Source organism: Pararhodobacter sp. SW119, assembly GCF_017811755.1.
Taxonomy (GTDB): domain Bacteria; phylum Pseudomonadota; class Alphaproteobacteria; order Rhodobacterales; family Rhodobacteraceae; genus Pararhodobacter.
Window position 1 is genome coordinate 1 of record NZ_JADDJF010000003.1, and the last position, 22802, is coordinate 22802.

The window sequence follows — 22802 nt, forward strand, 5'->3', positions numbered from 1 at the left end:
CACGCTGGGCTACGCGTGGGGCAGCGGCGACAGCGATCCCGCAAGCGAAGCGGACACCGCCTATCGTCAGACCGGCCTTCAGTCGAACGAGGCGCGCATGGGCGGTTTTGCGAAGTTCCACTACTACGGCGAGGCGCTTGACCCGGACCTCAGCAACATCGCCATCGCGACCGCCGGGGTCGGCATCACCTCGAACGAACGCGTCTCGCTTGACATGTTCTATCATCACTACCGCGAGGTGACGGCTTCGGCCGGCGGCGCGCGTCACCTCGGCGACGGCCTCGACCTGGTCGTCGGCTATCGCCTTGCCAGGGGAATCGAGATCGACGCCGCGATCGGATGGTTCAAGCGCGGCGCCAGCGCAACCGCGCCCCGAAGCGGCGTCACCGCCCGCATCGAGCTGGAGTACGCCTTCTGACGCTGGTCGCCCGCAGTGGATTTCAGGGTCCCGCATGCGACAGGACCATCTTCTGTCGCCGGAGGCCCCCTTCTTCTCCCCCTCGCATGCTGATAAACACCGCGCTTGAGCGCAAGACACCCGCGGCGGCGCACCGCATCGCTTCTCAGGATTCCGGCACATGGATGCCCCCATCTCTTCAACCTCGCTTCCGTTTCTGGCGGGCGCGGCGCTCGCCATTCTCTTCCTCCTGATCTGTTCCGCGATCTTCTCGGGGTCGGAAACGGCGCTGACCACCGCCAACCGCGGCAAGCTGCACAAGCGGGCCGAGCGCGGCGACAGGGGCGCACAGCGGGCGCTGCGGCTGACCGATGACAAGGAACGGCTGATCGGCGCGATCCTGCTCGGCAACAATCTCGTCAACATCATGGCCGCCTCGCTCGCCACGATGATCTTCACCATCGTCCTGGGCGAGGGCGGCGTCGCCGTCGCGACCCTGCTGATGACCGCGCTGGTGCTGATCTTTTCCGAGGTGTTGCCCAAGACCTACGCGATCACCAATGCGGATACGGTGGCGCGGCGCGCGTCCGGCTTCATGACCCTCATCGTCCGGATCGCGGCGCCGGTCGTCACGGTGGTGCAGCTTCTGGTACGGGGTATCCTTCGCCTCTTCGGGGTGCAGGCGGCTGACGCGCATCCGTTCGCCGCGCACGAGGAGATCGCCGGCGCGATCTCGCTCCACCATTTCGAGGGTACGGTGGAGACGGCCGACCGGGACCGCCTGCTCGGGGCGCTTGACCTCGCGCAGCGCAGCATCGAGGAGGTCATGACCCACCGCCGGGACGTCGAGATGATCGATATCGACCGCCCGCCGACCGAGATCATCACCGCCGCCCTGGCGTCCGGGTACTCGCGCATCCCGCTCTGGCGCCGCTCGCCCGAGGACATCGTCGGTATCCTGCACACAAGGGACCTCGCGCGGGCCATGCACGCTGCGGTGCAAGCGGGCGGCGCCTCGGCGCTGGAGACGCTCGACATCGCCGCCATCGCCATGAAGCCCTCCTTCGTGCCCGAGGTGACAGGCCTCGACGATCAGCTTCATGCTTTCATGAAGAACAAGACCCATCTCGCCATCGTCATCGACGAATACGGCGCGATGCGGGGCCTGGTCACGCTGGAGGACATCCTTGAAGAGATCGTCGGCGACATCACCGACGAGCACGACACCCCCGTCGAGGCAGCGGTGAAGGCCGCGCCCGACGGCTCGGTCGCCGTGCGCGGCGGCATGAGCATACGCGAGGTGAACCGCGCCATGGGCTGGGACCTGCCCGAGGAAGATGCCGTCACCATGGCCGGGCTGGTGATCGATTTCGCCCGCCGCATCCCCGATCAGGGCGAGACCTTCGAGATCCACGGCCACGCGATCGAGGTCCTCGAACGGGATCAGACGCGGCTCACGCAGCTGCGGGTAAGAAAACTCCGGGAGGGTTGATACCGCCGAGCCCATCACCCGACCCGCTTGCCCCGTCGCGCCGGGCGGGCGGGCATCGGTTGACGAAAGCTTGACGCGGCGCGCGGCCGGGCTGGCCGCGTACCGGGAAAATGCCGGCCTGAGCCTTGTTTTGTTGGGATTCCGCCTGCCAGAAAGTGTATGGCAGGCGTATGGCAAACGTATGGCAAGTGTATGGCAGTTTGCGGCCATCTTGCCCCTTCGCGGGTCTTCCGGCGCCTACCGACCGGTCCGCCGGGCAAGTCGGCAGAGGCGCGCGGTGGTATGCCACCCCGCCCGTCCGGCGCGTGCCCTGCGGCAAACCGGACGGGCCTAGACACCCGCGCCCGCCTCGAACATCGGAAAGGTGACACCCAGCGCCCAGGCAAGGACAAGGCCGAGCCCCAGCCCCGCGGCGGCGGGCAGTCCGGTGCGCCGGCCCACCCAGCCTGACATCATGCCGAAGAGCAGGAAGAAAAGAACGATCACCGGCAGGAAGATGATCAGGAAGAAAAGCGCCTGGAAATCCAGCGCCACCGCCAGCATGAGCGAGGCCAGGAATGCACCGCGCGCGAGGATCACCCGCCACAACCGGCCGGTCCCCCCGCCGGTCAGCAGCGCGTCGCCCAGCATGAACGGGATCGCACCCAGCGCCAGGCCCGCGACCACCAGTATCCGCCCCGGATGCGGGAGAAAGGACGCGACATAGCGGTCGATCACGCCGCCCACGACCGCGATGCCGAACAGTGCGACCGCCCCCGCGATCCACCAGACCCGCGGCGGAAACTGACCGCTCAGCCTCCCGCGCCAGGCCAGGACGCCCAGGGTGATCGCGCCATAGAGGCCCAGGTGCAGCGCAAGGTAATCGGCCACCAGCACCGGCAGCAGGTCCGTCTCCAGCGGCCAGAGAAGAAGCGGCACCGCCAGCGCCGGCATCAGGGCCGCCAGCAGAAAATCACGCCTGCCCAGCTCGCCCTGACCCGCCGTGCCGCGCGCCGGCAGCGCCCGCGCGAGCGGCCAGCCCAGCGCGACCGTCGCCGCCAGCAGCAGCACGATCCAGCCGCCGCGCGCCGCGACCGGTCCGTCGCTCCGCCGTCCGAAACCGGCATCGAGCCAGTCTCGCGCCGCCCGCAATGCCGTGGGCGAGTAGAGCACGCCGACATGTTCGACATGCGGCGCAAGCACGGCGCGCCGCGCAACGCCCGTTTCCGGGTCGCCGACCGTCTCGCCCAGGCTGGCCGCGGGATCGATCTGCCGCACCGCGCGCAACGCTTCCTCGGCCAGACGGACCTCCCATTCGCCGGCGATGATCAGCAGGTTCGCGGGGGCATCGGCGGTCACCGACCCGCTGAACATCGAAATCGCGATGACCGCATCGCCGGCGGGCGCGTCCTGCGCCTGACGCACCACGATGTCCGACGCCATCGAGTGCCCGAGGTACGCCAGCCGCCCGTCAGCGCGCGGATGCGCCAGCGCCGCGCGCGCCACCCGCGCGGTTTCCTCCATTAGCAACCGTGTCGTCCCGCTGACCGAGGAGACATCGCCCGACATCGGACGCGGGTTCCGGCCGTGACCCTGGAAATCGAAGCTGACCGCCAGATACCCCGCCTGCGCCAGCGTCAGCGCGAAGGACTCCATCAAGTGCCGCGATCCCGCGAAGCCGTGCGCGATCACCACGACCGGGGCCGGCCCGCCCGCCGCGCGCAGATAGAGGGTCGCGGGCGTGCCCCCCTCGACCGTGATCGGCGCGATCTCCAGCCCCGCCCGGTCCGCCTCCAGCTTCCAGACCGACAGCGCCATCACCGTGAGCGCCAGGATCGCCAGAAAGAACCGCATGCGTCACCCCCATTCCTCTGAGGGTTACGTTTCGCCGCGCCTGTCGGATCGCAAAATTGCGGTTGCCGCCGGAAGCGCGGGTTCCGCCGGAAGGAACAGGCGCATCCCATCCGTTTTGCTGACCCGGCTCAGTCGCGCGCCTGGAACGCCTGGCGCAGCCGATCGGTGTAGCGGATCATCGTGCAGCCGGGCGCGTCCTCCGCGGCGCTGAGCGCCTCGGCCAAGGCGTCCGGGGCATCGACCGTGACCACCGACCAGCCGCAGGCGCGCGCGATCGCGGCCAGATCGGGGGTCAGGATGTCGACACCCAGCGGCGGCACGTTCTGTTGCCTCATCGCCGACTTGATCTCACCGTAGCCCTGGTTGTCGAACAGAAGCAGGATTACCCGCACCCCGGCCTCGGTCGCGCTGGTCATTTCCGCCATCGTGAACTGCAGCCCGCCATCGCCCGAAAGCGCGACCACCGGTCGGTCCTCGACCAGCGCCGCGCCGATCGCGGCCGGCAACGCGTAGCCCAGCGTGCCGAAGCCGGTGGCCGAGTTGAAATACCCGCCCGGCAGGGACGCGGAAAAGCCCATGTTTCCCGCGTAGACCGCCTGGGTCGAATCGCCGACGATCAACGCCCCCGGCAAAGCCGCGCGGACCTGCTCCAGCAACGCCAGATCCCCGCGGACCTCTGGCGGGAGCGCGCGCAGTCCCGCCTGCGCCTGTGCCGCCCGCGTCGCCCCCGTCGCGTCCGCGCCGTGCACGGGCGTCCGGTCCTGCAGCGCCGCGCGCAGGGCAGTGGCGGTCAGCGCCGCGCATCCCGGCAGCACCACCGCCGGCGGATGCCCGCGCCGCGCCTGCCGCGGGTCTATATCCGCCCGGATCAGCGTGCCGGGGATCGACAGTCCGCCGTCTTCGTACATGTCGTAGTCGGTCGGCCCCAACTCGGTCCCTATGGCCAGAAGCACATCGGCCCCGGCGATCAGTCCGCGCGTCGCGGGCATCGACGCGCTCAGCGTGACGGCCAGCGGGTGCTGCGGCGGCAGGATGCCGCGCGCGTTGGTGGTCATGACCACGGGCGCGTCCAACGCCTCGGCCAGCGCCGGCAGGTCACGGGCGCGCACCGCCCCGCCGCCGGCAAGGATCAGCGGGGCGCGGGCCCCGGCAAGCAGTTCCGCCGCCGCCTTGATCGCCATCGGGTCCGGGGCGGGTCGGGCGCCGCGCGCCGGGCGCTCGGGCACCGGCAGGTGGCCGGCCGGCGCCAGCATGACGTCGATCGGCAGTTCCAGATGCACCGGCCGTGGGCGCGCGCCCTCGAAGATGGCGAAGGCTTCGGCCACCGCGCCGGCAAGCTCCTCGCTGCGGTGGATCGTCCGGCTGAAGGCGGTCACGCCCGCGGTCAGGCCGCGCTGGTCGGGCAGTTCGTGCAGCCAGCCCGCACCGGATCCCATCCGGCCATGCGCGTTCACCGTCGAGATGACGAGCATCGGCACGGACTCGCCATAGGCCTGGCCCATCGCGGTCAGGATATTGGTCATCCCCGGCCCCGAGATGATGAAGCAGACCCCCGGCCGTCCGCTGGCGCGCGCGTAGCCATCCGCCATGAACCCGGCGCCCTGCTCATGGCGCGGGGTGACATGGCGGATGCCGCTGCCGGCAAGGCCGCGGTAAAGCTCGATCGTGTGGACGCCCGGAATGCCGAAGACCGTGTCGACGCCGTAGGCCGCAAGCAGCTTGACCAGATACATCCCGGTCGAAATTGCGGTCGAATTCTCCTGGCTCATGACCCGCTCCTGTTCGCGCCGCGGATCCGCCGGATCGACCGCCCCTGGATCTCCGGGAACGTCGTCTTGCCCGACCCGGACGGCGCCGGGCGCATCCGGAACGCGCCGCGCGCGACGGTCCGCGGGATATCCGCCAGCGCCTGGAGCGTGCCGAGGGTCTTGACGGTGCACGTGGCCCCACTCTCAGCCGCGCTCCCTGCCGCCTGTATTGCTTGCACGCCGATGCCCCGATGCCTGGCCGCGCAGCGCGGCGCCGCGCAAGCCTAGGGATTCGCGGGCGGCAAAGGCAACCGGATATTTTTCGCGTGCGCGACCGGGATCGAGCAGATCGCCGCCAGTCGATGACCATGCGCCGCCAGCGAATCCGCCTTTCGGGATTTCCCCGCGGGGAAATCGGAGGGCCGGCGGTGTGTTGGTCGGCGCGAAGGTCTCGCAATTCCAGGTTGCGACGCGCAAGAACATTCAGCTTGCTGAAATCGACGGGTGGATCTACCCTTTCTTTTCTGGCCCGGATGCAGGCTCCAGACTAGGCGTGTTCTGCATGCCGTTCCGATCGCTGTTCAGTTCATGAACGCAGGGGAGGTCTGGATATGTCTGTACACCGCTTCTTGGCGCTTTCCACAGGTCCTCTGTCGCTGGCCCTGACCGTGACGTTGGCCGGCATCGCCCCGGCGGCGGCGTCGAGCGTGACCTACCACGCGCTGCTGGAATCCGTCGCCGATGCGCCGACCGGCAGCGAGGTTTACCGGCTGAGCTATCCCGACGTCGACGCGGTGCAGGCCGGCGCGTTCACCTTCGCCGGTTTCACGCAGATTGGCATTTCGGCGGACTTCTCGATCGCCGGGATGGCCTATGACGGTGCCTTTCAGGTACTGCTGGAATCCGACGCCGACGCGCCCACCGGCAACGAGGTCTACCTGCTGAGCTATCCCACGATCGATGCGGTGCAGGCTGGCGCGTTCACCTTCGCCGGCTTCACGCAGATCGGCATCTCGGCAGGTTTCTCGATCGCCGGGCTGACCTATGACGGCGCATTCCGGATACTGCTCGAATCCGACACCGACGCGCCCACCGGCAGCGAGGTCTATCTGCTGAGCTATTCGGACCGGGCGGCGCTGATCGCGGGAACCTTCTTCGAGGCGGGATTCACCCAGATAGGCATCTCGGACGGCTTTTCGATCGCCGGCTTCACCTATGACGGGGCCTATCAGGTGCTGCTGGAATCCGACACCGACGCACCCACCGGCAGCGAGGTCTATCGATTGAGCTATCCCACGATCGACGCGCTGAAGGCCGGCGCATTCACCTTCGCTGGGTTCACGCAGATCGGCATCTCGGAGGGCTTCTCGATCCGGGCGTTCGAGGCGGTCGCGACCGCCGCGCCGCCACCGGACGGCAGCGGGCCGGGCACCTCGCCCGCGCCGATACCGCTGCCGGCGGCCGGCTGGCTGCTTCTGGCCGGCCTCGGGTTGCTGGGCGCGGTGCGGCGTGGCGGGGGCGACGTTGGACAGGGGCTTGCCTGCGCTTCGGCCCTTCCCCCGCGGTAACCGCGCGCGGCGCTTGTTGACTTTCCAGTCAAAGCGGAGAAACCTCGTCGCATTGCGCCGGGACGGATGGTCGTCCGCGCACCAGAACACGAATTAGGGAGAGAACCATGACATTCCAGATGACCAAGGGCATGCGCGCCGCGCTGATGGCGGGCGTGGCGGGACTTGCGCTGGGCGCGGCATCCGCCAGCGCCGAGACGCTGCGCTGGGCGCGCGTCGGCGATGCGCTGACGCTGGACCCGCACAGCCAGAACGAAGGGCCGACGCATACGCTCAACCACCATATCTACGAGACGCTGGTGGGCCGCAACGTTGACGGCACGCTGGAAGCGCGCCTTGCCACCGACTGGGAAATCGACCCCGAGGACGACACCGTCTGGGTCTTCACCATCCGCGAGGGCGTGACCTTCCACGAGGGGCAGGAACTGACCCCCGAGGATGTCGCCTTCTCGCTCGATCGGGCGCGCACGACGCCGTCGGGGATGGCGGCCCTGCACGCCGCGGTCGAGGAAGTGACGACCGACGGCAACACGGTGCGCGTGAAGCTGTCCGGGCCGGCGCCGCTCTATGTGCAGAACCTGACCAACACCTTCATCATGTCCAAGGCCTGGGCCGAGGAGCACGGCGTGGAAGCCGCGCCCAACTTCGCCGCCGGGGAAGAGGCGCATTCGATCCGCAACACCAACGGCACCGGCCCCTACATGTTGGTCTCGCGCGACCCCGAGGTGCGCACCGTGCTGCGCGTCTTCGAAGGGCACTGGGACGAGGCGCCCGAGGTGACCGAGATCATCTACACGCCGATCAGCGAGGCCGCGACGCGAGTGGCCGCGCTGCTGTCGGGCGAGGTCGACCTGGTGCAGGACGTGCCGGTGCAGGACATCGCGCGGCTGGAGCAGACCGACGGCGTGCGCGTGGTGCGCGGGCCCGAGAACCGCAACATCTTCTTCAGCTACGACATGACGTCGGAAACGCTGGCCTCGGCCAATGTCGATGACAACCCGTTCGCCAAGCCCGAGGTGCGGGAGGCGCTGGCGCTGGCCATCGACCGCGACGCGATCCAGCAGGTGGTGATGCGGGGCGAATCGCAGCCCTCGGCCGCGCCGCTGCCGCCCTTCGTCAACGGCTGGACCGAGGAGATGCACGAATACTCGCAGCCCGACTACGAGCGGGCGGGCGAACTGATCCGCGAGGCGGGCTACGAGAACGGCTTCTCGGTCGACCTGCACTGCCCGAACGACCGCTACCTGAACGACGAGGCGATCTGCCAGGCGCTGGTCGGCATGCTGGGGCGGATCAACGTCAGCGTGAACCTGGTGTCTCAGACCCGGTCGCTGCACTTCCCGCTGATCGAGAACTGGGAGACCGACTTCTACCTGCTGGGCTGGGGCGTGCCGACCTTCGACAGCCAGTACGTGTTCGACTTCCTGGTGCATTCGCGCGAAGGGGCCTATGGCGCCTTCAACGGCACCCGCTATTCGAACGCGGAACTGGACGCGAAGATCGAGTCGCTCGCCACGATGACCGACCTCGAAGCCCGCGACGGCGTCATCGCCGAGATCTGGGAGCAGGTGATGGAGGACCGCATCTTCCTGAACGTGCATAACCAGATGCTGGCCTATGCGATGCGAGACGGAATCAACCTGGATGTGCATCCCGAGAACCAGCCGCGGATGTGGTCGGTCACCTTCGATTGATCCGGGCTTGACCGGGACGCCCGCGCGGGGGTATCCGCGCGGGCGTTGCGTTTGGGGCAGCAAGACTGACCTGATTGCGTGAGGGGTCCCAGCCGATGCTTGCCTTTATCATCCGGCGTCTTTTCCAGTCGGTCATCGTCATGCTCGCGGTTGCGCTGGTGTCGTTTTCGCTGTTCCGCTTCGTCGGCGACCCGATCGCCTCGATGGTCGGGCAGGAAACCACGCTGGCCGAGCGCGCCGCCCTGCGCGACGCGCTGGGTCTGAACGACCCCTTCCTGGTGCAGTTCTGGAGTTTCGTCGCCCGCGCCGCGCAGGGCGATTTCGGCATTTCCTACCGGCTGCAGCAGCCGGTGATGGAACTGATCCTGTCGCGGCTGCCGGCGACGCTGGAACTGGCGATGATCTCGGGCATCTTCGCGTTCCTGTTCGGCGTGGGCTTCGGCGTCTACACGGCGCTGAAACGGCGCGGCTGGCTGTCGAACGCGATCATGACCGTGTCGCTGATCGGGGTGTCGCTGCCGACCTTCCTGATCGGCGTGCTACTGATCTGGGTCTTTGCGGTGGAACTGCAGATGCTGCCCAGCTTCGGGCGCGGCGACGTGGTGCCGGTGGGCGACTGGTGGCGCACCGGGCTGCTGACCCAGTCGGGGCGGATGTCGCTGATCCTGCCGGCGATCACGCTGGGGCTTTATCAGATGACGCTGATCATGCGCCTGGTCCGCGCCGAGATGCTGGAGGTGCTGCGCACCGACTACATCAAGTTCGCCCGCGCCCGCGGCCTGACCAACCGCGCGGTGAATTTCGGACACGCGCTGAAGAACACGATGGTGCCGGTGATCACCATCACCGGGTTGCAGTTGGGCTCGATCATCGCCTTCTCGATCATCACCGAGACGGTGTTCCAGTGGCCGGGGGTCGGCGCGCTCTTCATCCGGTCGGTGCAGTTTGTCGACGTGCCGGTGATGGCCGCCTACCTGATGCTGATCGCGCTGATCTTCGTGGTCATCAACCTGATTGTCGATCTGCTGTACTACGCGGTCGACCCGCGGCTGCGCGTCAGCCGGTCCCATGCGCGGCATTGAGGGGAACGCGATGAGCAAGGACGACACAACCATCCCCCCGCGCCCGCGTTCCTGGGCCTATCGCGCCTGGGACAGCGACGTTGCCTATTCGTTCCGCACCTCGCCGGTGGCAATGCTGGCGGGGCTGGTCGCGGTGATCATTATCGCCATGGCGGCGCTGGCGCCGTGGCTCGCGCCGTTCAACCCCTACGATCCGTCCCAACTGAACCTGATGGACGGCTTCACCCCGCCGATGGAGCCCAACGCCTTCACCGGCAACACCTACTGGCTGGGCACCGACAACCAGGGGCGCGACGTCTTCTCGACCATCCTTTACGGCGCGCGGATCTCGCTCTTCGTAGGGTTCTCGGCGGTCTTGTTCGCGATGGTGCTCGGCATCACGCTGGGGCTGATCGCGGGCTATCGCGGCGGATGGGTGGACAGCCTGCTGATGCGGGTCGCGGATGTGCAGTTGTCCTTCCCGTCGATCCTGATCGCGCTGCTGATCTTTGGCGTCGCGCGCGGCTTCATCCCGCCGGCGTATCGCGAGACGATGGCGATCTGGGTGCTGATCGTCGCCATCGGGCTGTCGGACTGGGTGCAGTATGCCCGCGTCGTGCGCGGGGCGACGATGGTCGAGAAGGGCAAGGAATACGTGCAGGCCGCGCGGGTCATCGGCGCGCATCCGATCAAGATCCTGGTGCGGCATATCCTGCCCAACGTCATGGGGCCGGTGCTGGTCATCGCCACGATCGGGCTGGCGCTGGCGATCATCGCGGAAGCTACGCTCAGCTTTCTGGGCGTGGGGGTGCCGCCGACGCAGCCGAGCCTGGGCACGCTGATCCGCATCGGGCAGCAATACCTCTTCTCGGGTGAGTGGTGGATCCTGCTTTTCCCGTCGATCACGCTTCTGGCGCTGGCGCTGGCGGTGAACCTGCTGGGCGACTGGCTGCGCGATGCATTGAACCCGAGGCTTCGTTGAATGGCTGAACCGCTTCTTTCCGTCCGCGACCTGGTCGTGGAATTTCCCACGCGCAAGGGCGTGCTGCGCGCCATCGACAAGGTGTCCTTCGACATCGCCGAGGGCGAGGTGCTGGGCATGGTCGGCGAATCGGGGGCCGGCAAGTCGATCACCGGCACCGCGATCATCGGGCTGATCGAACCGCCGGGGCGCATCGCCGGGGGCGAGATCTGGCTGAAGGGCAAGCGCATCGACAACATTGCACCCGAAGCCATGCGGCGCGTGCGCGGGCGGCGGATCGGCATGGTATTCCAGGACCCACTGACCAGCCTGAACCCGCTTTATACCGTGGCGCAGCAACTGATCGAAACCATCCGCTCGCATCTGGACGTGTCCGAGAAGGAGGCGCGCGCGCGCGCCGTGGCGCTGCTGGACCGCGTCGGCATCCCGGCGGCAGCTCGGCGGATCGACGACTATCCGCATCATTTCTCGGGCGGGATGCGGCAGCGGGTGGTGATCGCGCTGGCGCTCTGCGCCGAGCCGGAACTGGTCATCGCGGACGAGCCGACGACGGCGCTGGACGTGAGCGTGCAGGCGCAGATCATCGACGTGCTGAAGGAAATCTGCGCCGAGCGCGGGGCTGCGGTCATGCTGATCACCCACGACATGGGCGTCATCGCCGAGACCGCCGACCGCGTCGCGGTTCTTTACGCTGGCCGCCTGGCCGAGATCGGCCCGGTGCGCGACGTGATCCAGAAGGCCGAGCACCCCTATACGCAGGGGCTGATGGGATCGATCCCGACGCTGGCACAGGAAAGCGACCGGCTGGTGCAGATCCCCGGTTCGATGCCGCGGCTGAACGCGATCCCGGAAGGCTGCGCCTTCAACCCGCGCTGCGAACACGCCTTCGAACGCTGCTTCCGCGAGCGGCCCGATCCGCTGGACCGCGGGACCGGGCGGCGGGTGGCGTGCTGGCTCTACGACCGGGTAGGGGCAGGCGCATGAGTGACGTGCTGCTGAAGGTCGAGGGGCTGACGCGGTATTTCGACGTCTCCAAACCCTGGCTGAACCGGGTGATCGAGCGCGAGGAAAAGCAGTTCCTGACCGCCGCCGCCGACGTGAACTTCGAGATCCGGCGCGGCGAGACCTTTGCGCTGGTCGGCGAATCGGGGTCGGGCAAGTCGACCATCGCCAAGATGATCGTGGGGCTTCTGGAACCTTCGGCCGGGCGCATCACGTTCGACGGCAACGCGATGGACTTCGCCTCGGGGCGCGCGATGCGGGCGCTGCGCAAGCGGTTCCAGATGATCTTTCAGGACCCGTTCGCCAGCCTCAACCCGCGCTGGCGCGTGGGCGAGATCATCGCCGAGCCGATCCGCACCTTCGGGCTGCTGTCGGGCGCCGAGATCGGCCGCGAGGTCGGGCGCCTGCTGGAGGTGGTGGGGCTTTCGCCGGTGGACGCGGCCAAGTTCCCGCACGAGTTTTCGGGGGGGCAGCGGCAGCGCGTGGCGATCGCACGGGCGTTGAGTTCGAAACCCGAATTCATCGTCTGCGACGAGCCGACCTCGGCGCTGGACGTGTCGGTGCAGGCGCAGATCCTGAACCTGATGCGCGATCTGCAGGACGAGTTCGGGCTGACCTACCTGCTGATTAGCCACGACCTGAGCGTCGTGCGGCACATGTCCAACCGCATCGGGGTGCTCTACCTGGGTCGGCTGGTCGAGGTGGCGGACGGCAAGAAGCTCTTCACCGACCCCGGCCATCCCTATAGCCGGATGCTGCTGGACGCGGTGCCGGACCTGACGCTGTCGGGCCGCCGCCGCCGGCAGGTCGAGGGCGAGATCCCGAACCCGATCGATCCGCCGCCGGGTTGCGCCTTTCATCCCCGCTGCCCGCACGCATTCGAGCGCTGCAAGCTGGAAGTCCCGCATGAGGTGCCGCGCGGATCGGCCCGGGTGGCGTGTTTCGCGGTGGAGGAAGGGCGGATCTGAGTCGCGCGCGCGCTGCTCAGACGATGCGGATAGCCTTGCGGTCGATGGCCAGCAGATAGCCCTGCCGCGCGATGTTGCGCACCAGAAGCTCGCTGACGATCTGGTTGCCCAGGCTGTCGCGCAGCCGCTTGATGCGGGTGGCGCCCGCGGCCTCGTCGCAATCGGCGGCGTCGCGGCCGCTGATCATCGCCTCGATCTGCGCGCCCGAGAGGATATCGCCGTCCATCCGCGCCTCGGCCAGGACCGCCAGCGTTTCCAGCGCGGCCTCGGTCAGGGGAAATTCCATGTCGTTCAGCGCGACCTTGCGTTCGGTCCGGTCGATCACCAGCGACGAGACCTGGATGCCCGCGCGTTCCAGCTGCGCCAGCCGCCGGTTCAGCGCAATCAGCATCAGGATCACGCCCAACGCGGTGATCAGAAGCGCGCTGGCAAAAACCATCAGCACGAAGATAACCATGCGATAGGATTTCAGCGTCTCGGCAAAGGCGGTGCCGGAGAGCGCGAGGATCTCCAGCAGCTTGAGTTCGGACTGGCTGGTCAGATCGGCGTTGTCGATGAAGATCCGCTCCACCCGCGCGTTGAAGGTATTGCCGTCGGGCAGGTTGAAGAACAGCAGGACCGCCGTGATCGCCAGAACGGTCACGATCGCCGAAAACCCCCAGAGCACCGCCCGTGAGGCCGTGCGCGTCAGGTCAGTAGCGGAGGAAGAACCGCCCTGCATCCTCTCTCCTTGCATCAAGCCCTTCGGGCCCGAATGTGGACATGATCTGCAGGAGAATCCAGCCATCCTGCTGCAGCCTCGGCGCCAGATGGCCGGCAGCGGCGCGGGCGTCGCCGCAGGCCGAGGCCGGAAGCTCCACCACACCGTAATGCAGGCGCAGCGGATTGTCCTGCTTGGCCTTGTAATCGGCGTAGCACTGCGCCGCCGCCGGTAGGGCCGAGGTCAGGATCAGGGCAAGGGCAAGGAGGGCGGGGCGCGGATTCATGCCGTCACCTTCGCGCGGGTGCCTGCGATAATCAATATCCACCGCGCCCGCCAGCCGCGCGCAGAGTTGTTATCCGATAACAGCGCACGCCGCTTGCCCGAAGCCGGCGATGGGCGCAGACTGAACCCTTAAATTCTGCGGTGCCGGTCACACGCCGTGCCTTTCCTGTGGCTGGCATCGGTACCGAAAGGACGGACCGATGACCCATCCCCCCGCTGCCCCGGTGCCTTCGGACCCGTCGCGCCCTGACGCCAGATCGCTGTCGGGCTGGCTGGGACGCGGCCGGCTGCTGCTGTCGGCCGGGGTCATCGCGCTGGCCGCCGTGGTCGCGCCGGCCACCCCGGCAAAGTCGCAATCGACGGAAGAGCTGCTCGCGCTCATCCTCGGCGCGGCGGCGGTGGCGGTGATCGTGCGGTCCTTCGACAATTCCGGCGGGGTGCGGCAGCGCCCGCGCGCGGGCGTGCTGCCCGACGCCTGCCTGGAAACGGTGCGCCTGAACCGGCGCAACATCGAACTTTATCACGCCACCTGCCTGGGCTGGTACGGCCTCGACCGTTTTCCGGCGCGCTGCGAGACGCGCATCCGCACCAATGTCGGGGTGCGGCGCTACTTCCTGGCGCAGTGCCTCTATGACGCGAACTACCGGTCCGAAAGCGGGCGCTACCCCGCACCCCGGGCGTGGGAGGCGCCGCGCGATGTGCCGCGCCACTTCGCGCCGGTCTACCCGCGCGACGACCGGGACTGGTACCGGGACCGTAGCGACCGGCGCGACTGGAACCGCGACCGGCGCGGCGACCGCGGCTGGCGGGGCGACCGTGACCGGCGGGGCGACCGCGAGTGGCGCCGCGACCGCAGCCATCGCGACCGGGCCCGTAGCGACCGACGCGGCGACGGCCGGCATTGGCGCCGGGATGGCCATGGTTTCGGCGGGCGCGGAAACAGCGATCCCTTTGGCGACAAGGGGCCCTGATCGGCCGTCCCAAGAACACGTAGGTCGGGATCGGCGAAGCGGGCCGCGGGGGGTGCATCCCGCGGCCCGCGCCTTTTGTCGCCGGCCCGCGAACGTCCCCCGCCCAGGCGTTGCGCAAAAGCCGCGATCCCGTCGTGTTATCCGCTAACCCCGGGAACCTGCCCCCCGAATGCGCGGTTGTTATCGCGTAGCAAGCGCCCGTTATTGCCTGTCAGCGCCGACCGACGGCAGGTGGAGGCCATCGGGCGTCCCCGTTGCCTGCCGACGGGCCGGGCGCGCCGACAGCGAAAGGAGCGAACCATGACGACGATCCAATCCGGCTTCGGGGCCTTCACCCGGCGCACCTCGCGGCGACTGAAGCTGCTGCTCTCGGCCGGTGTCATCGCGCTGGCCGGGATTTCCACCAGCGCCGCGCCGGCGCGCGCGCAAAGCTCGGACGACGTGATCCGCTTTCTGCTGGGTGCCGCCGCCGTCGCCGTCGTCGTGCGGGCGATCGACAGTTCCGCCGCGCCCCGCCGCGACCGTTTGCGACACGGCACCTTGCCCGCCGCCTGCCTGGAAACGTTGCGCGTCAATCGCCAGCACGTGGATGTCTACCACACCGGCTGTCTGGGCTGGTACGGGATCAACCGCTTGCCGCAGCGTTGCGAAGCTCGCGTGCGCACCGACCGCGGCGGGCGCAGCTATCATCTGGCGCAATGTCTGCACAGATCGGGCTGGACGCCGGAGTATGCAAGCGTGCCGCAGCGGCCGCGGCAGGGGCCCCCGCCCCGCGCAGATTACCGCCGCGACTGCCCGCCGGGATGGCAGGGGCGCGGCCACCACCGCCGCGACAGCCGTTGCGGGCCGACGCCCGGCTGGGCACGGCGCTGAACCGAATGGCCGCCCGAAAGTTTTTGGTAATGCTTCGAGAGTAGCACGGGCGGCAGTACGAGTGTTCCGAGTAACGAGTACCGTAACGAGTATCTTCCGTATCAGTACCAAGTCCCGGCCTCTCGCAGGCCAGGCAGGGCGGGTCTTCGGACCCGCCCATTCCATTTCTGATGCTTGATCGCAGCGCAGGCAAATGCCATCAGGTCGGCATGCGCATCGCCTGCCCCGCCCCCGATTTCGAAACCGAAACCCTGATGCGCGCGCGCGGCTTTCGCGCCATCGCCGGCGTCGACGAGGCCGGCCGCGGCCCGCTGGCCGGCCCGGTGGTCGCCGCGGCGGTAATCCTGGAGCCGAGCGACATTCCGACCGGGCTGGCGGATTCGAAGACGCTGACCGCCGCGCGACGCGAAACCATCGCCGCCGAGATCCGCGCCCGCGCGCGCTTCGCCATCGCCGAGGCCAGCGTCGAGGAGATCGACGCGCTGAACATCCTGCAGGCGAGCCACCTGGCCATGCGCCGGGCGCTGGCCGCGCTCGACCCCGGGCCAGACATGGCCTTGATCGACGGGAACCGGATGCCCGGCGCGCTGCCCTGTGGCGCCGAAACGCTGGTGCGCGGCGACGCGCGCTGCCTGTCGATCGCGGCGGCGTCGATTGTGGCGAAGGTGGCGCGCGACGCGATCATGGCCCGATTGGCGCGCGAATTTCCCGCCTACGGCTGGGACCGCAATGCCGGCTATCCGGTGCCTGCGCATCTGGCCGGACTCAACCGCTGGGGTCCCACCCCATATCACCGGCGCAGCTTTGCCCCGGTGCGCAAGATATTGTGTGAAGAGTATAAAACAACTCTCTGATTCAAAAAGAAATTGACTGCGAATCAGGCATGGGTCATCTTGGTCTTCGAAGCGCCCCGGCACTGACAGAGGGCGCGGTGACGAGGCACGGAATGGCAGTGAAACGACGGGCGGAGGAGGCGGCTGTGCTTCCACGCGACCAGATCCTGGGCGGCGACTGTATCGAGGTCATGAAAAGCCTGCCCGCGGGCAGCGTCGACCTGATTTTCGCCGACCCGCCCTACAACCTGCAACTGAAAGGCGATCTGCACCGCCCCGACAACAGCCTTGTCGATGCCGTCGATGACGACTGGGACCGCTTCGACAGCCTAGGCACCTATGACCGTTTCACCCGCGCCTGGCTGGCCGAGGCGCGGCGGCTCTTGAAGCCCGATGGCGCGATCTGGGTGATCGGCTCCTATCACAACATCTTCCGCGTCGGCGCGGCGCTGCAGGATGCGGGCTACTGGATCCTCAACGACGTGGTCTGGCGCAAGTCGAACCCGATGCCGAATTTTCGCGGCAAGCGGCTGACCAACGCGCACGAGACGCTCATCTGGGCCTCGCGCGCCGAAGCGTCGAAATATACGTTCAATTACGAGGCGCTGAAGGCGCTGAACGAAGGCGTGCAGATGCGCTCGGACTGGGTGCTGCCGATCTGCACGGGGCACGAGCGTCTGAAGGACGCCTCGGGCGCGAAGGCGCATCCGACGCAGAAGCCGGAATCGCTGCTGCACCGGGTGCTGGTGGGAACCACCAATCCGGGCGATGTGGTGCTGGACCCGTTCTTCGGGACTGGGACGACGGGGGCGGTGGCGAAAATGCTGGGCCGCTCGTTCATCGGGATCGAGCGCGACGCGGGGTATCGGGCGCTGGCCGCGAAGCGGCTGTCGAAAGTGCGCGCGCTCGACGCCTCGGCGTTGGAAACGCTGGCCTCGAAACGGGCCGAGCCGCGTGTTCCCTTCGGGCAGCTTGTCGAACGCGGGCTGCTGCGGCCGGGCGAAGTCCTGATCAACGCGCGCGGGCAGGCGGCCAAGGTGCGCGCCGACGGCTCGCTGATCTCGGCCGAGCATCGCGGGTCGATCCATCAGGTGGGCGCCGCGCTGGAAGGCGCGCCGTCGTGCAATGGCTGGACCTATTGGCAGTTCCGCCGCGACGAACAGCTGATCCCCATCGATTTCCTGCGCCAGCAGATCCGCGCCGAAATGGCGCAGAACGGCTGACAGGTTACCGCCAGCGCCGGCCGTTTCGAAGCCCGGTCGGCGCAAACTGACCCCGCCCCCGGGCGGGGTCTTTTTCATCGACTTCAGGTGTCGTCGCGCTCGTCCGGGTCGACGAGGTCCGAAGCCGCCTCGCCATTGCGGCCGGGGATGACGTAATCCTCGCGGAACCAGCGCGCGAGGTCGACATCGGCGCAGCGGCGCGAGCAGAACGGGCGATAGGCCGCCGCCGTGGGTTTGCGGCAAACCGGGCATTTCGCGGCGCGGCTCACGCGCGCAACCAGTCGGCCAGCGGCGCCCGGTCCCGCCGGCGCTGCAACTCGTAGTTGCCCAGCGGGGTCCAGCCGGCGAGGACCGTTTCGTTCGCCTCGCCGCGGAAGGCCTTGCGCAGAACCTGTTGCAGCGCGGCGCGGTCGCGTTTGGGGAACGGGGCGAAATCGATCACCACCTGCCCGCCCAGTCCGCGCAGGCGCAACTGCCGGGGCAGTTCGCGCACGGCGGCGATGCTGGCCTTCAGCCCCGCGGCCGGCGAGACATCGGCGCCGGTGTTCACGTCGACGGCGACCAGCGCGCGAGTGGCTTCGACCGTCATCGACGCGCCGGACCCGAGCGCCACGTCGGGCCGCACCAGCGCATCGAGCGCCTCGCGCACGCCGTGATGGTCCAGCGCATCGGGGCCATCGTCGAAGACATCGGGCAGCGGCCAGTCCCGCCAGGCGAGGTCGCGCGGCGCCGGCGGATCGAGCAGCAATTCGGGCGGGCCCTGCGTATCGGTGCAGATCGCGTCGGTCAGCGCGCGCAGATCGCCGGCCTCTGCGGCGACATCCTCGGGCGCGGCTTCCTCGCAGGCGGAACGCAGGATCAGCCCCAGCGTGGGGGCCGCGCCGGCAAGCGCGCCCTCCCCCAGCGCGGTCAGTTCCGTGCGCAGCGCCTCGTTCCGGATCTGGCGCGAGACATTGATCCCCGGCGCGTCCGGCGTCAGGATCACGTAGTGGCCCTTGATCAGAAGGCGCGTGGTCAGCGGCACGGCCTTGCCCGGCTCGGCCGCGCCCGACACCTGCACCAGAACCGGCTGGCCGGGCGCCAGGCCGCGGGTCTGGCGCAGGAACCCGCGCAGCCCGTCCGGCAGATCGACGAAGACACCGCCCAGCCCCTTGACCGGCCGGCCGACAGTGCCGCGCAGGATTGCGGCGGGGGCCAGCCCCTCGGTCTCAAGCGCCAGGTCCTCAAGCCGGCCATCGACCATCAGCGCGGCAACCTCGCGCCCGTCGATCGTGCCGAGTGCGATCACCGACCCCTTCATGCCGCGCACCGGATGCCGGCGGCCTGCAGAAGCGTCGCGGTTTCGGCCAGCGGCAGGCCGACGACGCCGGTGAACGACCCCGAAATCCAGGGGATGAACGCCCCGGCGCGACCCTGGATGCCGTAGGCCCCGGCCTTGCCGCGCCATTCCCCGCTGTCGAGATAGGCGTTCACCTCCAGATCCGACAGCCGCTTCATCTTCACCGCGGTGACCACTTCGCGGTGCCAGAGCCGGTCGCCGGCGCGCAGCGCGATGGCGGTGATCACCGAATGCCGCCGCCCGCCCAGCAGCAGCAGGAATTCCGCCGCCTGCGCCGCGCTTTCGGGCTTGCCCAAGATGCGCCGGCCGAGCGCCACGGTGGTGTCGGCGGTCAGCACCGCCTCGTGCGCCTCAGCGGGCACTGCGCGCCCCTTTTCCAACGCCATCCGCGCGCAATAGGGCCGCGGCAGTTCTCGCTTTCGGGGGGTTTCGTCGATATCGGCGGGGCGCACCGCATCGGGGACGACGCCGATCTGCGCCAGCAGTTCCAGCCGGCGCGGACTGGCCGAGCCGAGGATGAGGCGCATCACTTGAATCGGTAGTTGATCCGCCCCTTGGTCAGATCATAGGGGGTCATTTCAACCTGAACACGGTCGCCGGCAAGAACCCTGATACGGTTCTTCCGCATCTTCCCTGCCGTGTGCGCGATGATCTCATGGCCGTTTTCCAGCTCGACCCGAAACGTCGCATTCGGCAGGAGTTCCTTCACGACGCCGGGAAATTCGAGCAGTTCTTCCTTGGCCATGGTCACTCCATTGCAGTTCCGCCCGCAATCCCACAGGCGGGGCCTAGATGCGCCTTCGGTCGCGGGATTTCAAGGATTATGTTGCGCGAATGCTTCCCACCGGGGCGGAAAGCCGGGCCTCCTGCTCGTCCCAGTGGCGGAAGTTGAGGACGCCACCATCTGCGCGTGTGTCGGCGATCAACTTGCGCGACACCGTGGCGTAGGTCCAGCCCGGCGCGTCGCGGTCGCCTTCGGCGATCACGCCCTCGGCGGGCCAGCCGCGATCGGGCGGGCCGTAGATGCCGGCGCGGCCGGTGTTCTCCTCGCAGCCGGCGCACCAGTCCGCCTGCCCGACCAGCGGCGCCTGGACGCTGACACACTGGTTTTCCAGCGCGCGCGCCATGGCGCCGATCCGCACGCGGTTGTAGCCCGCCCAGGTTTCGGTCGCCGAGGGCGCCAGCAGGATTTCCGCGCCGGCCTCGGCAAGGCGGCGCGACAGCAGGGGAAACTCGCAGTCGTAGCAAATGACCACGCCGATCCGGCCCAGCGGCGTGTCGAAAAGCGACAGGCCGCTGCCCGGCACCACGTCCCATTCCTCGCGCTCGAAGCGGACCATGATCTGCTTGTCCTGCTCCCCGAGGATGCCCGACGGGCCGAAGAAGGTCGCTCGGTTGACCGGCCGATTGCCGGTGAAGACCGGCCCTGACGCGCCCAGGATCCAGACGCCGTGTTCGCCGGCCAGCCGCGCGTGCAACGCATCCGCCGCAGGCCGGTGACGCGCGACCTCGGAAAGCGCGCCCTCGAGGTCGCCGGCAACCGCCCGGCCGCCCAGGCTGGCGAGTTCCATGGCGCCGTATTCGGGAAAGACCAAAAGCTGCGCGCCCGCGCCCGCCGCCTCGGCCACCCAGCGGGTGAGCTTGGCCTCGTAGTCCGCGAAGGTCTCGAACCAGTCCAGCGGATAGGCGGCGGCGGCGATGGTGACGGTGTCGGTCATGTCAGCCTTCGTATCCAGAACTGCAGCGGTTTGCGAGTCTCCTCGGTGTTGCCCAGGTCCCGCCAGGCGAAACGCGCGACGACGCCGGGCAGTGGCGCGTATCCCCGCCCTGTCCAGAAATCGTCCAGAGGTCGATAATCCGCCGGGCGCGCAGGATGATCCGCGGGCCGCACGACCGAACAGAATGCGACATGCTTGCACCCCAACTCCCGCGCATGGGTTTCTCGGATATCAAAAAAGCGATGACCAATCCCAAGGCCGCGACATTCCGGCAGCAACACGCTTTCAGCGCAATAGAAGATTTCCGACAAATCCAGACCCGTTCCGGCGAAGGCCTCGGCAAAGTCGCCGGCGTGATCCGTCATCGGCGTCCCGGTCGCCGCGCCCACCAGCCTGTCGCCATCGAAGCCACCGACGACTATCGCACCCGGACTGCTGCGATAGGGTTCGAGGTAGCGGCACTCGTAGTCGAGGTCCCCGTCGTAGAGATAGGGAAAGGCGCGGAAGACCGCGATGCGCAGCCGCGCCACATCGTCGAGCGCGGCTGAAAGCGCCGCGCCGGTCAACGCCTCCACCCGAAGTGTCATGCCGAGACCTGCTCGATCCAGTCCTGAAGGTTGTAGTAGGTGGTGATCCGCGTGATCCGGCCATCCTTCAACGCGAAGAACGATCCTGCCGGCAGCACGTAGCGTTGCCCCTTCGCTTCGGGCAGGCCGCCGTCGGTCCGCAGATACGCGCCCTCGACGATGAATTCGGCCGCCGCCCTTGTGCCGTCGTCACTGACGAAAACGAGGATGTCGCGCAACGTCTCGCGGTAGCTCACGCCCATATGGCTGCAGAACTCGGCGAACTTCGCCTTGCCGCGGCGAATGTCCCCCTGATTGACGTGGTGTTCGATGTCGTCGCTGACCAGGGCCAGCATGCCATCGGCATCGCCGGCGTTGAAGGCCGCGAAATAGGCCTCGATCATCTCTCGCGCGGTCATGCGGTCTTCTCCCTCGTTCTGTCAGCGCTTGGCGGCCCGAAGCGCTCAAGCATGCGGGTGCGGATCTGGTCGCGGGTCTGGCGGTAGGCGGCAAGCTTCGCCTCGCGGCTTTCGCCCAGCCCCGTCGGGTCCATGATCGGCCAGTATTCGACGTCGATATGCGCAAAGCGAGTCAGCTCCAGCGCCGCGCGCTGGCTGGCCGGCGACAGCGACACGATCAGGTCGAACTGCGCCAGATCATCCCCCCACTGCACCATCTCCTCGAAACTGCGCGATCGGTGGCGTTCAAGCTCCAGCCCCAGTTCGGCGCTGACCGCGATGGCGAAGCCGTCGACCTCCAGATCGTTGTGCACACCCGCCGACTGGACATAGGCGCGCTGGCCATAGAGCTGTTTCATCATAGCCTCTGCCATGGGCGAGCGCACGGCGTTATGGTCGCAGCAGAACAGCACCGACTGGGGAAAGCGCTTGCTCAAGCTCCCTCCCCGCGGTTGAGCACGCAGATGAGCGTGAAGAGCCGCCGCGCCGTGTCGATGTCGATCTCGGCCTTGCCCTCCAGCCGCTCCATCAGGATGCGTGCCCCCTCGTTGTGGATGCCGCGGCGGGCCATGTCGATCGCCTCGATCTGGCTGGGCGGCAAGCGCTTGACTGCGTCGAAATAGCTGTCGCAGATCTGGAAATAGTCCTTCACCACCTGCCGGAACGGACCCAGGCTCAGGTGGAATTCCGCCACCTTCTCGCCGTCTTCCTGCGTGATGTCGACGACCAGGCGCTTCTCGCGCACGGCCAGCGCCAGCCGGTAGGGGCCGGGCGGAACGTCGCGACCGTCGCGCGCGGGCAGGCCGAAGCTGTTGTCCTCCAGCAGGTCGAAGACCGCCACCCGGCGCTCCTGCTCCATCTCGGGCGTGGGGGCGGGCAGACCCGCGTCGTCGATCTCGATTTGGCTGATGCGGGTCATGCGGGGCGCTTTCCTGGGCAGGGTCCCGTGATGCATCAGGGCCTGCGCGGGATCAAGGCCAAGCTTGCCCGACGCCGCCCGCTGCGATATGCGAAGCATCGAGCGCGTGGCGATGGCGTCGCCACGACGGGGGTCGCGCCCCGAGCTTGCGGTCAGCCCTGGCCGCCGCGTC

General features: G+C 68.2%; 26 protein-coding genes. 12 read left to right on the forward strand and 14 right to left on the reverse strand.

Translation table 11 applies throughout. The features are described 5' to 3' along the window. A partial coding sequence (locus IM708_RS02950) for an alginate export family protein (protein WP_209424831.1) occupies positions 1 to 418 on the forward strand: 418 nt, incomplete at its 5' end. Between the two features lie 160 nt (positions 419 to 578). Continuing rightward, positions 579 to 1889: an HlyC/CorC family transporter gene (locus IM708_RS02955; protein WP_209424832.1), complete on the forward strand. Its 1311-nt coding sequence runs from the start codon at positions 579 to 581 to the stop codon at positions 1887 to 1889. Positions 1890 to 2219: 330 nt separating this feature from the next. Here the strand turns inward: IM708_RS02955 and IM708_RS02960 are convergent, their stop codons facing one another. From IM708_RS02960 to IM708_RS02970, 3 genes are all read right to left on the reverse strand, one after another. Continuing rightward, positions 2220 to 3722, reverse strand: coding sequence for an alpha/beta fold hydrolase (locus tag IM708_RS02960; protein ID WP_209424833.1), 1503 nt, complete (start codon positions 3720 to 3722; stop codon positions 2220 to 2222). Positions 3723 to 3850: 128 nt separating this feature from the next. Then, positions 3851 to 5491, reverse strand: coding sequence for a 5-guanidino-2-oxopentanoate decarboxylase (locus IM708_RS02965; RefSeq protein WP_245242966.1), 1641 nt, complete (start codon positions 5489 to 5491; stop codon positions 3851 to 3853). A 183-nt stretch (positions 5492 to 5674) separates the two neighbouring features. Continuing rightward, complete coding sequence (locus IM708_RS02970) at positions 5675 to 5953, reverse strand: hypothetical protein (protein WP_209424834.1); 279 nt, start codon at positions 5951 to 5953, stop codon at positions 5675 to 5677. A 128-nt stretch (positions 5954 to 6081) separates the two neighbouring features. On the opposite strand from IM708_RS02970, the gene IM708_RS02975 reads away from it, so the two are divergent. The 6 genes from IM708_RS02975 to IM708_RS03000 all read left to right on the forward strand — a co-directional run bounded on the left by IM708_RS02975 (position 6082) and on the right by IM708_RS03000 (position 12745). Further along, positions 6082 to 7038, forward strand: coding sequence for a hypothetical protein (locus IM708_RS02975; protein ID WP_209424835.1), 957 nt, complete (start codon positions 6082 to 6084; stop codon positions 7036 to 7038). A 107-nt stretch (positions 7039 to 7145) separates the two neighbouring features. Next, entirely contained in the window at positions 7146 to 8732 is a 1587-nt protein-coding gene (locus IM708_RS02980) for an ABC transporter substrate-binding protein (RefSeq protein WP_348524933.1), read from the forward strand. 95 nt (positions 8733 to 8827) lie between these two features. After that, a complete protein-coding gene (locus tag IM708_RS02985; RefSeq protein ID WP_209424836.1) occupies positions 8828 to 9814 on the forward strand; it encodes an ABC transporter permease in 987 nt (328 codons plus the stop codon). Positions 9815 to 9824: 10 nt separating this feature from the next. Further along, positions 9825 to 10775, forward strand: a complete 951-nt coding sequence (locus IM708_RS02990) for an ABC transporter permease (protein ID WP_209424837.1) — start codon at positions 9825 to 9827, stop codon at positions 10773 to 10775. Next, the gene (locus tag IM708_RS02995) at positions 10776 to 11759 is read left to right on the forward strand and encodes an ABC transporter ATP-binding protein (protein ID WP_209424838.1); all 984 of its coding nucleotides are present in this window, start codon (positions 10776 to 10778) and stop codon (positions 11757 to 11759) included. Further along, positions 11756 to 12745 (forward strand): oligopeptide/dipeptide ABC transporter ATP-binding protein, encoded by a 990-nt coding sequence (locus IM708_RS03000; RefSeq protein WP_209424839.1) that lies wholly within the window; start codon positions 11756 to 11758, stop codon positions 12743 to 12745. The genes IM708_RS02995 and IM708_RS03000 overlap by 4 nt, the downstream gene beginning before the upstream one ends. A 16-nt stretch (positions 12746 to 12761) precedes the next feature. Here IM708_RS03000 and IM708_RS03005 read toward each other — a convergent pair whose 3' ends face one another. Both IM708_RS03005 and IM708_RS03010 read right to left on the reverse strand, forming a co-directional pair. Beyond that, entirely contained in the window at positions 12762 to 13466 is a 705-nt protein-coding gene (locus IM708_RS03005; RefSeq protein WP_209424840.1) for a response regulator transcription factor, read from the reverse strand. Next, positions 13438 to 13731, reverse strand: coding sequence for a hypothetical protein (locus IM708_RS03010; RefSeq protein ID WP_209424841.1), 294 nt, complete (start codon positions 13729 to 13731; stop codon positions 13438 to 13440). Before IM708_RS03010 ends, IM708_RS03005 begins: the two co-directional genes overlap by 29 nt. Before the next feature lie 199 nt (positions 13732 to 13930). Between IM708_RS03010 and IM708_RS03015 the strand changes: the two genes are divergently transcribed. From IM708_RS03015 to IM708_RS03030, 4 genes are all read left to right on the forward strand, one after another. Continuing rightward, entirely contained in the window at positions 13931 to 14701 is a 771-nt protein-coding gene (locus IM708_RS03015) for a hypothetical protein (RefSeq protein WP_209424842.1), read from the forward strand. 300 nt (positions 14702 to 15001) lie between these two features. Beyond that, positions 15002 to 15574 carry a hypothetical protein gene (locus IM708_RS03020; protein WP_209424843.1) on the forward strand — a complete coding sequence of 191 codons (573 nt, stop codon included), beginning with the start codon at positions 15002 to 15004 and terminating at the stop codon, positions 15572 to 15574. A 209-nt stretch (positions 15575 to 15783) separates the two neighbouring features. Further along, on the forward strand, positions 15784 to 16428 hold the full coding sequence (locus tag IM708_RS03025) for a ribonuclease HII (RefSeq protein ID WP_209424844.1): 645 nt from the start codon (positions 15784 to 15786) through the stop codon (positions 16426 to 16428). A gap of 92 nt (positions 16429 to 16520) precedes the next feature. Then, positions 16521 to 17630 (forward strand): site-specific DNA-methyltransferase, encoded by a 1110-nt coding sequence (locus IM708_RS03030; protein WP_209424845.1) that lies wholly within the window; start codon positions 16521 to 16523, stop codon positions 17628 to 17630. A gap of 83 nt (positions 17631 to 17713) precedes the next feature. On the opposite strand, the gene yacG is transcribed toward IM708_RS03030, so the two are convergent. From yacG to IM708_RS03075, 9 genes are all read right to left on the reverse strand, one after another. Next, complete coding sequence (gene yacG / locus IM708_RS03035; protein WP_209424846.1) at positions 17714 to 17899, reverse strand: DNA gyrase inhibitor YacG; 186 nt, start codon at positions 17897 to 17899, stop codon at positions 17714 to 17716. Then, positions 17896 to 18930, reverse strand: a complete 1035-nt coding sequence (locus tag IM708_RS03040) for a ribonuclease E/G (RefSeq protein ID WP_209424847.1) — start codon at positions 18928 to 18930, stop codon at positions 17896 to 17898. Before IM708_RS03040 ends, yacG begins: the two co-directional genes overlap by 4 nt. Continuing rightward, complete coding sequence (locus IM708_RS03045) at positions 18927 to 19496, reverse strand: Maf family protein (RefSeq protein ID WP_209424848.1); 570 nt, start codon at positions 19494 to 19496, stop codon at positions 18927 to 18929. The genes IM708_RS03040 and IM708_RS03045 overlap by 4 nt, the downstream gene beginning before the upstream one ends. Then, positions 19496 to 19714, reverse strand: coding sequence for a translation initiation factor IF-1 (gene infA, locus IM708_RS03050; RefSeq protein ID WP_021097168.1), 219 nt, complete (start codon positions 19712 to 19714; stop codon positions 19496 to 19498). Before infA ends, IM708_RS03045 begins: the two co-directional genes overlap by 1 nt. A 76-nt stretch (positions 19715 to 19790) precedes the next feature. After that, the gene (locus IM708_RS03055) at positions 19791 to 20687 is read right to left on the reverse strand and encodes a carbon-nitrogen hydrolase family protein (protein WP_209424849.1); all 897 of its coding nucleotides are present in this window, start codon (positions 20685 to 20687) and stop codon (positions 19791 to 19793) included. After that, a complete protein-coding gene (locus IM708_RS03060; RefSeq protein WP_209424850.1) occupies positions 20684 to 21274 on the reverse strand; it encodes a GNAT family N-acetyltransferase in 591 nt (196 codons plus the stop codon). The genes IM708_RS03055 and IM708_RS03060 overlap by 4 nt, the downstream gene beginning before the upstream one ends. Then, the gene (locus tag IM708_RS03065) at positions 21271 to 21672 is read right to left on the reverse strand and encodes a ketosteroid isomerase-related protein (RefSeq protein WP_209424851.1); all 402 of its coding nucleotides are present in this window, start codon (positions 21670 to 21672) and stop codon (positions 21271 to 21273) included. Before IM708_RS03065 ends, IM708_RS03060 begins: the two co-directional genes overlap by 4 nt. Next, positions 21669 to 22148 (reverse strand): low molecular weight phosphatase family protein, encoded by a 480-nt coding sequence (locus IM708_RS03070; protein WP_209424852.1) that lies wholly within the window; start codon positions 22146 to 22148, stop codon positions 21669 to 21671. Before IM708_RS03070 ends, IM708_RS03065 begins: the two co-directional genes overlap by 4 nt. Further along, the gene (locus IM708_RS03075) at positions 22145 to 22630 is read right to left on the reverse strand and encodes a UPF0262 family protein (protein ID WP_209424853.1); all 486 of its coding nucleotides are present in this window, start codon (positions 22628 to 22630) and stop codon (positions 22145 to 22147) included. Before IM708_RS03075 ends, IM708_RS03070 begins: the two co-directional genes overlap by 4 nt. Positions 22631 to 22802: the final 172 nt, after the last annotated feature.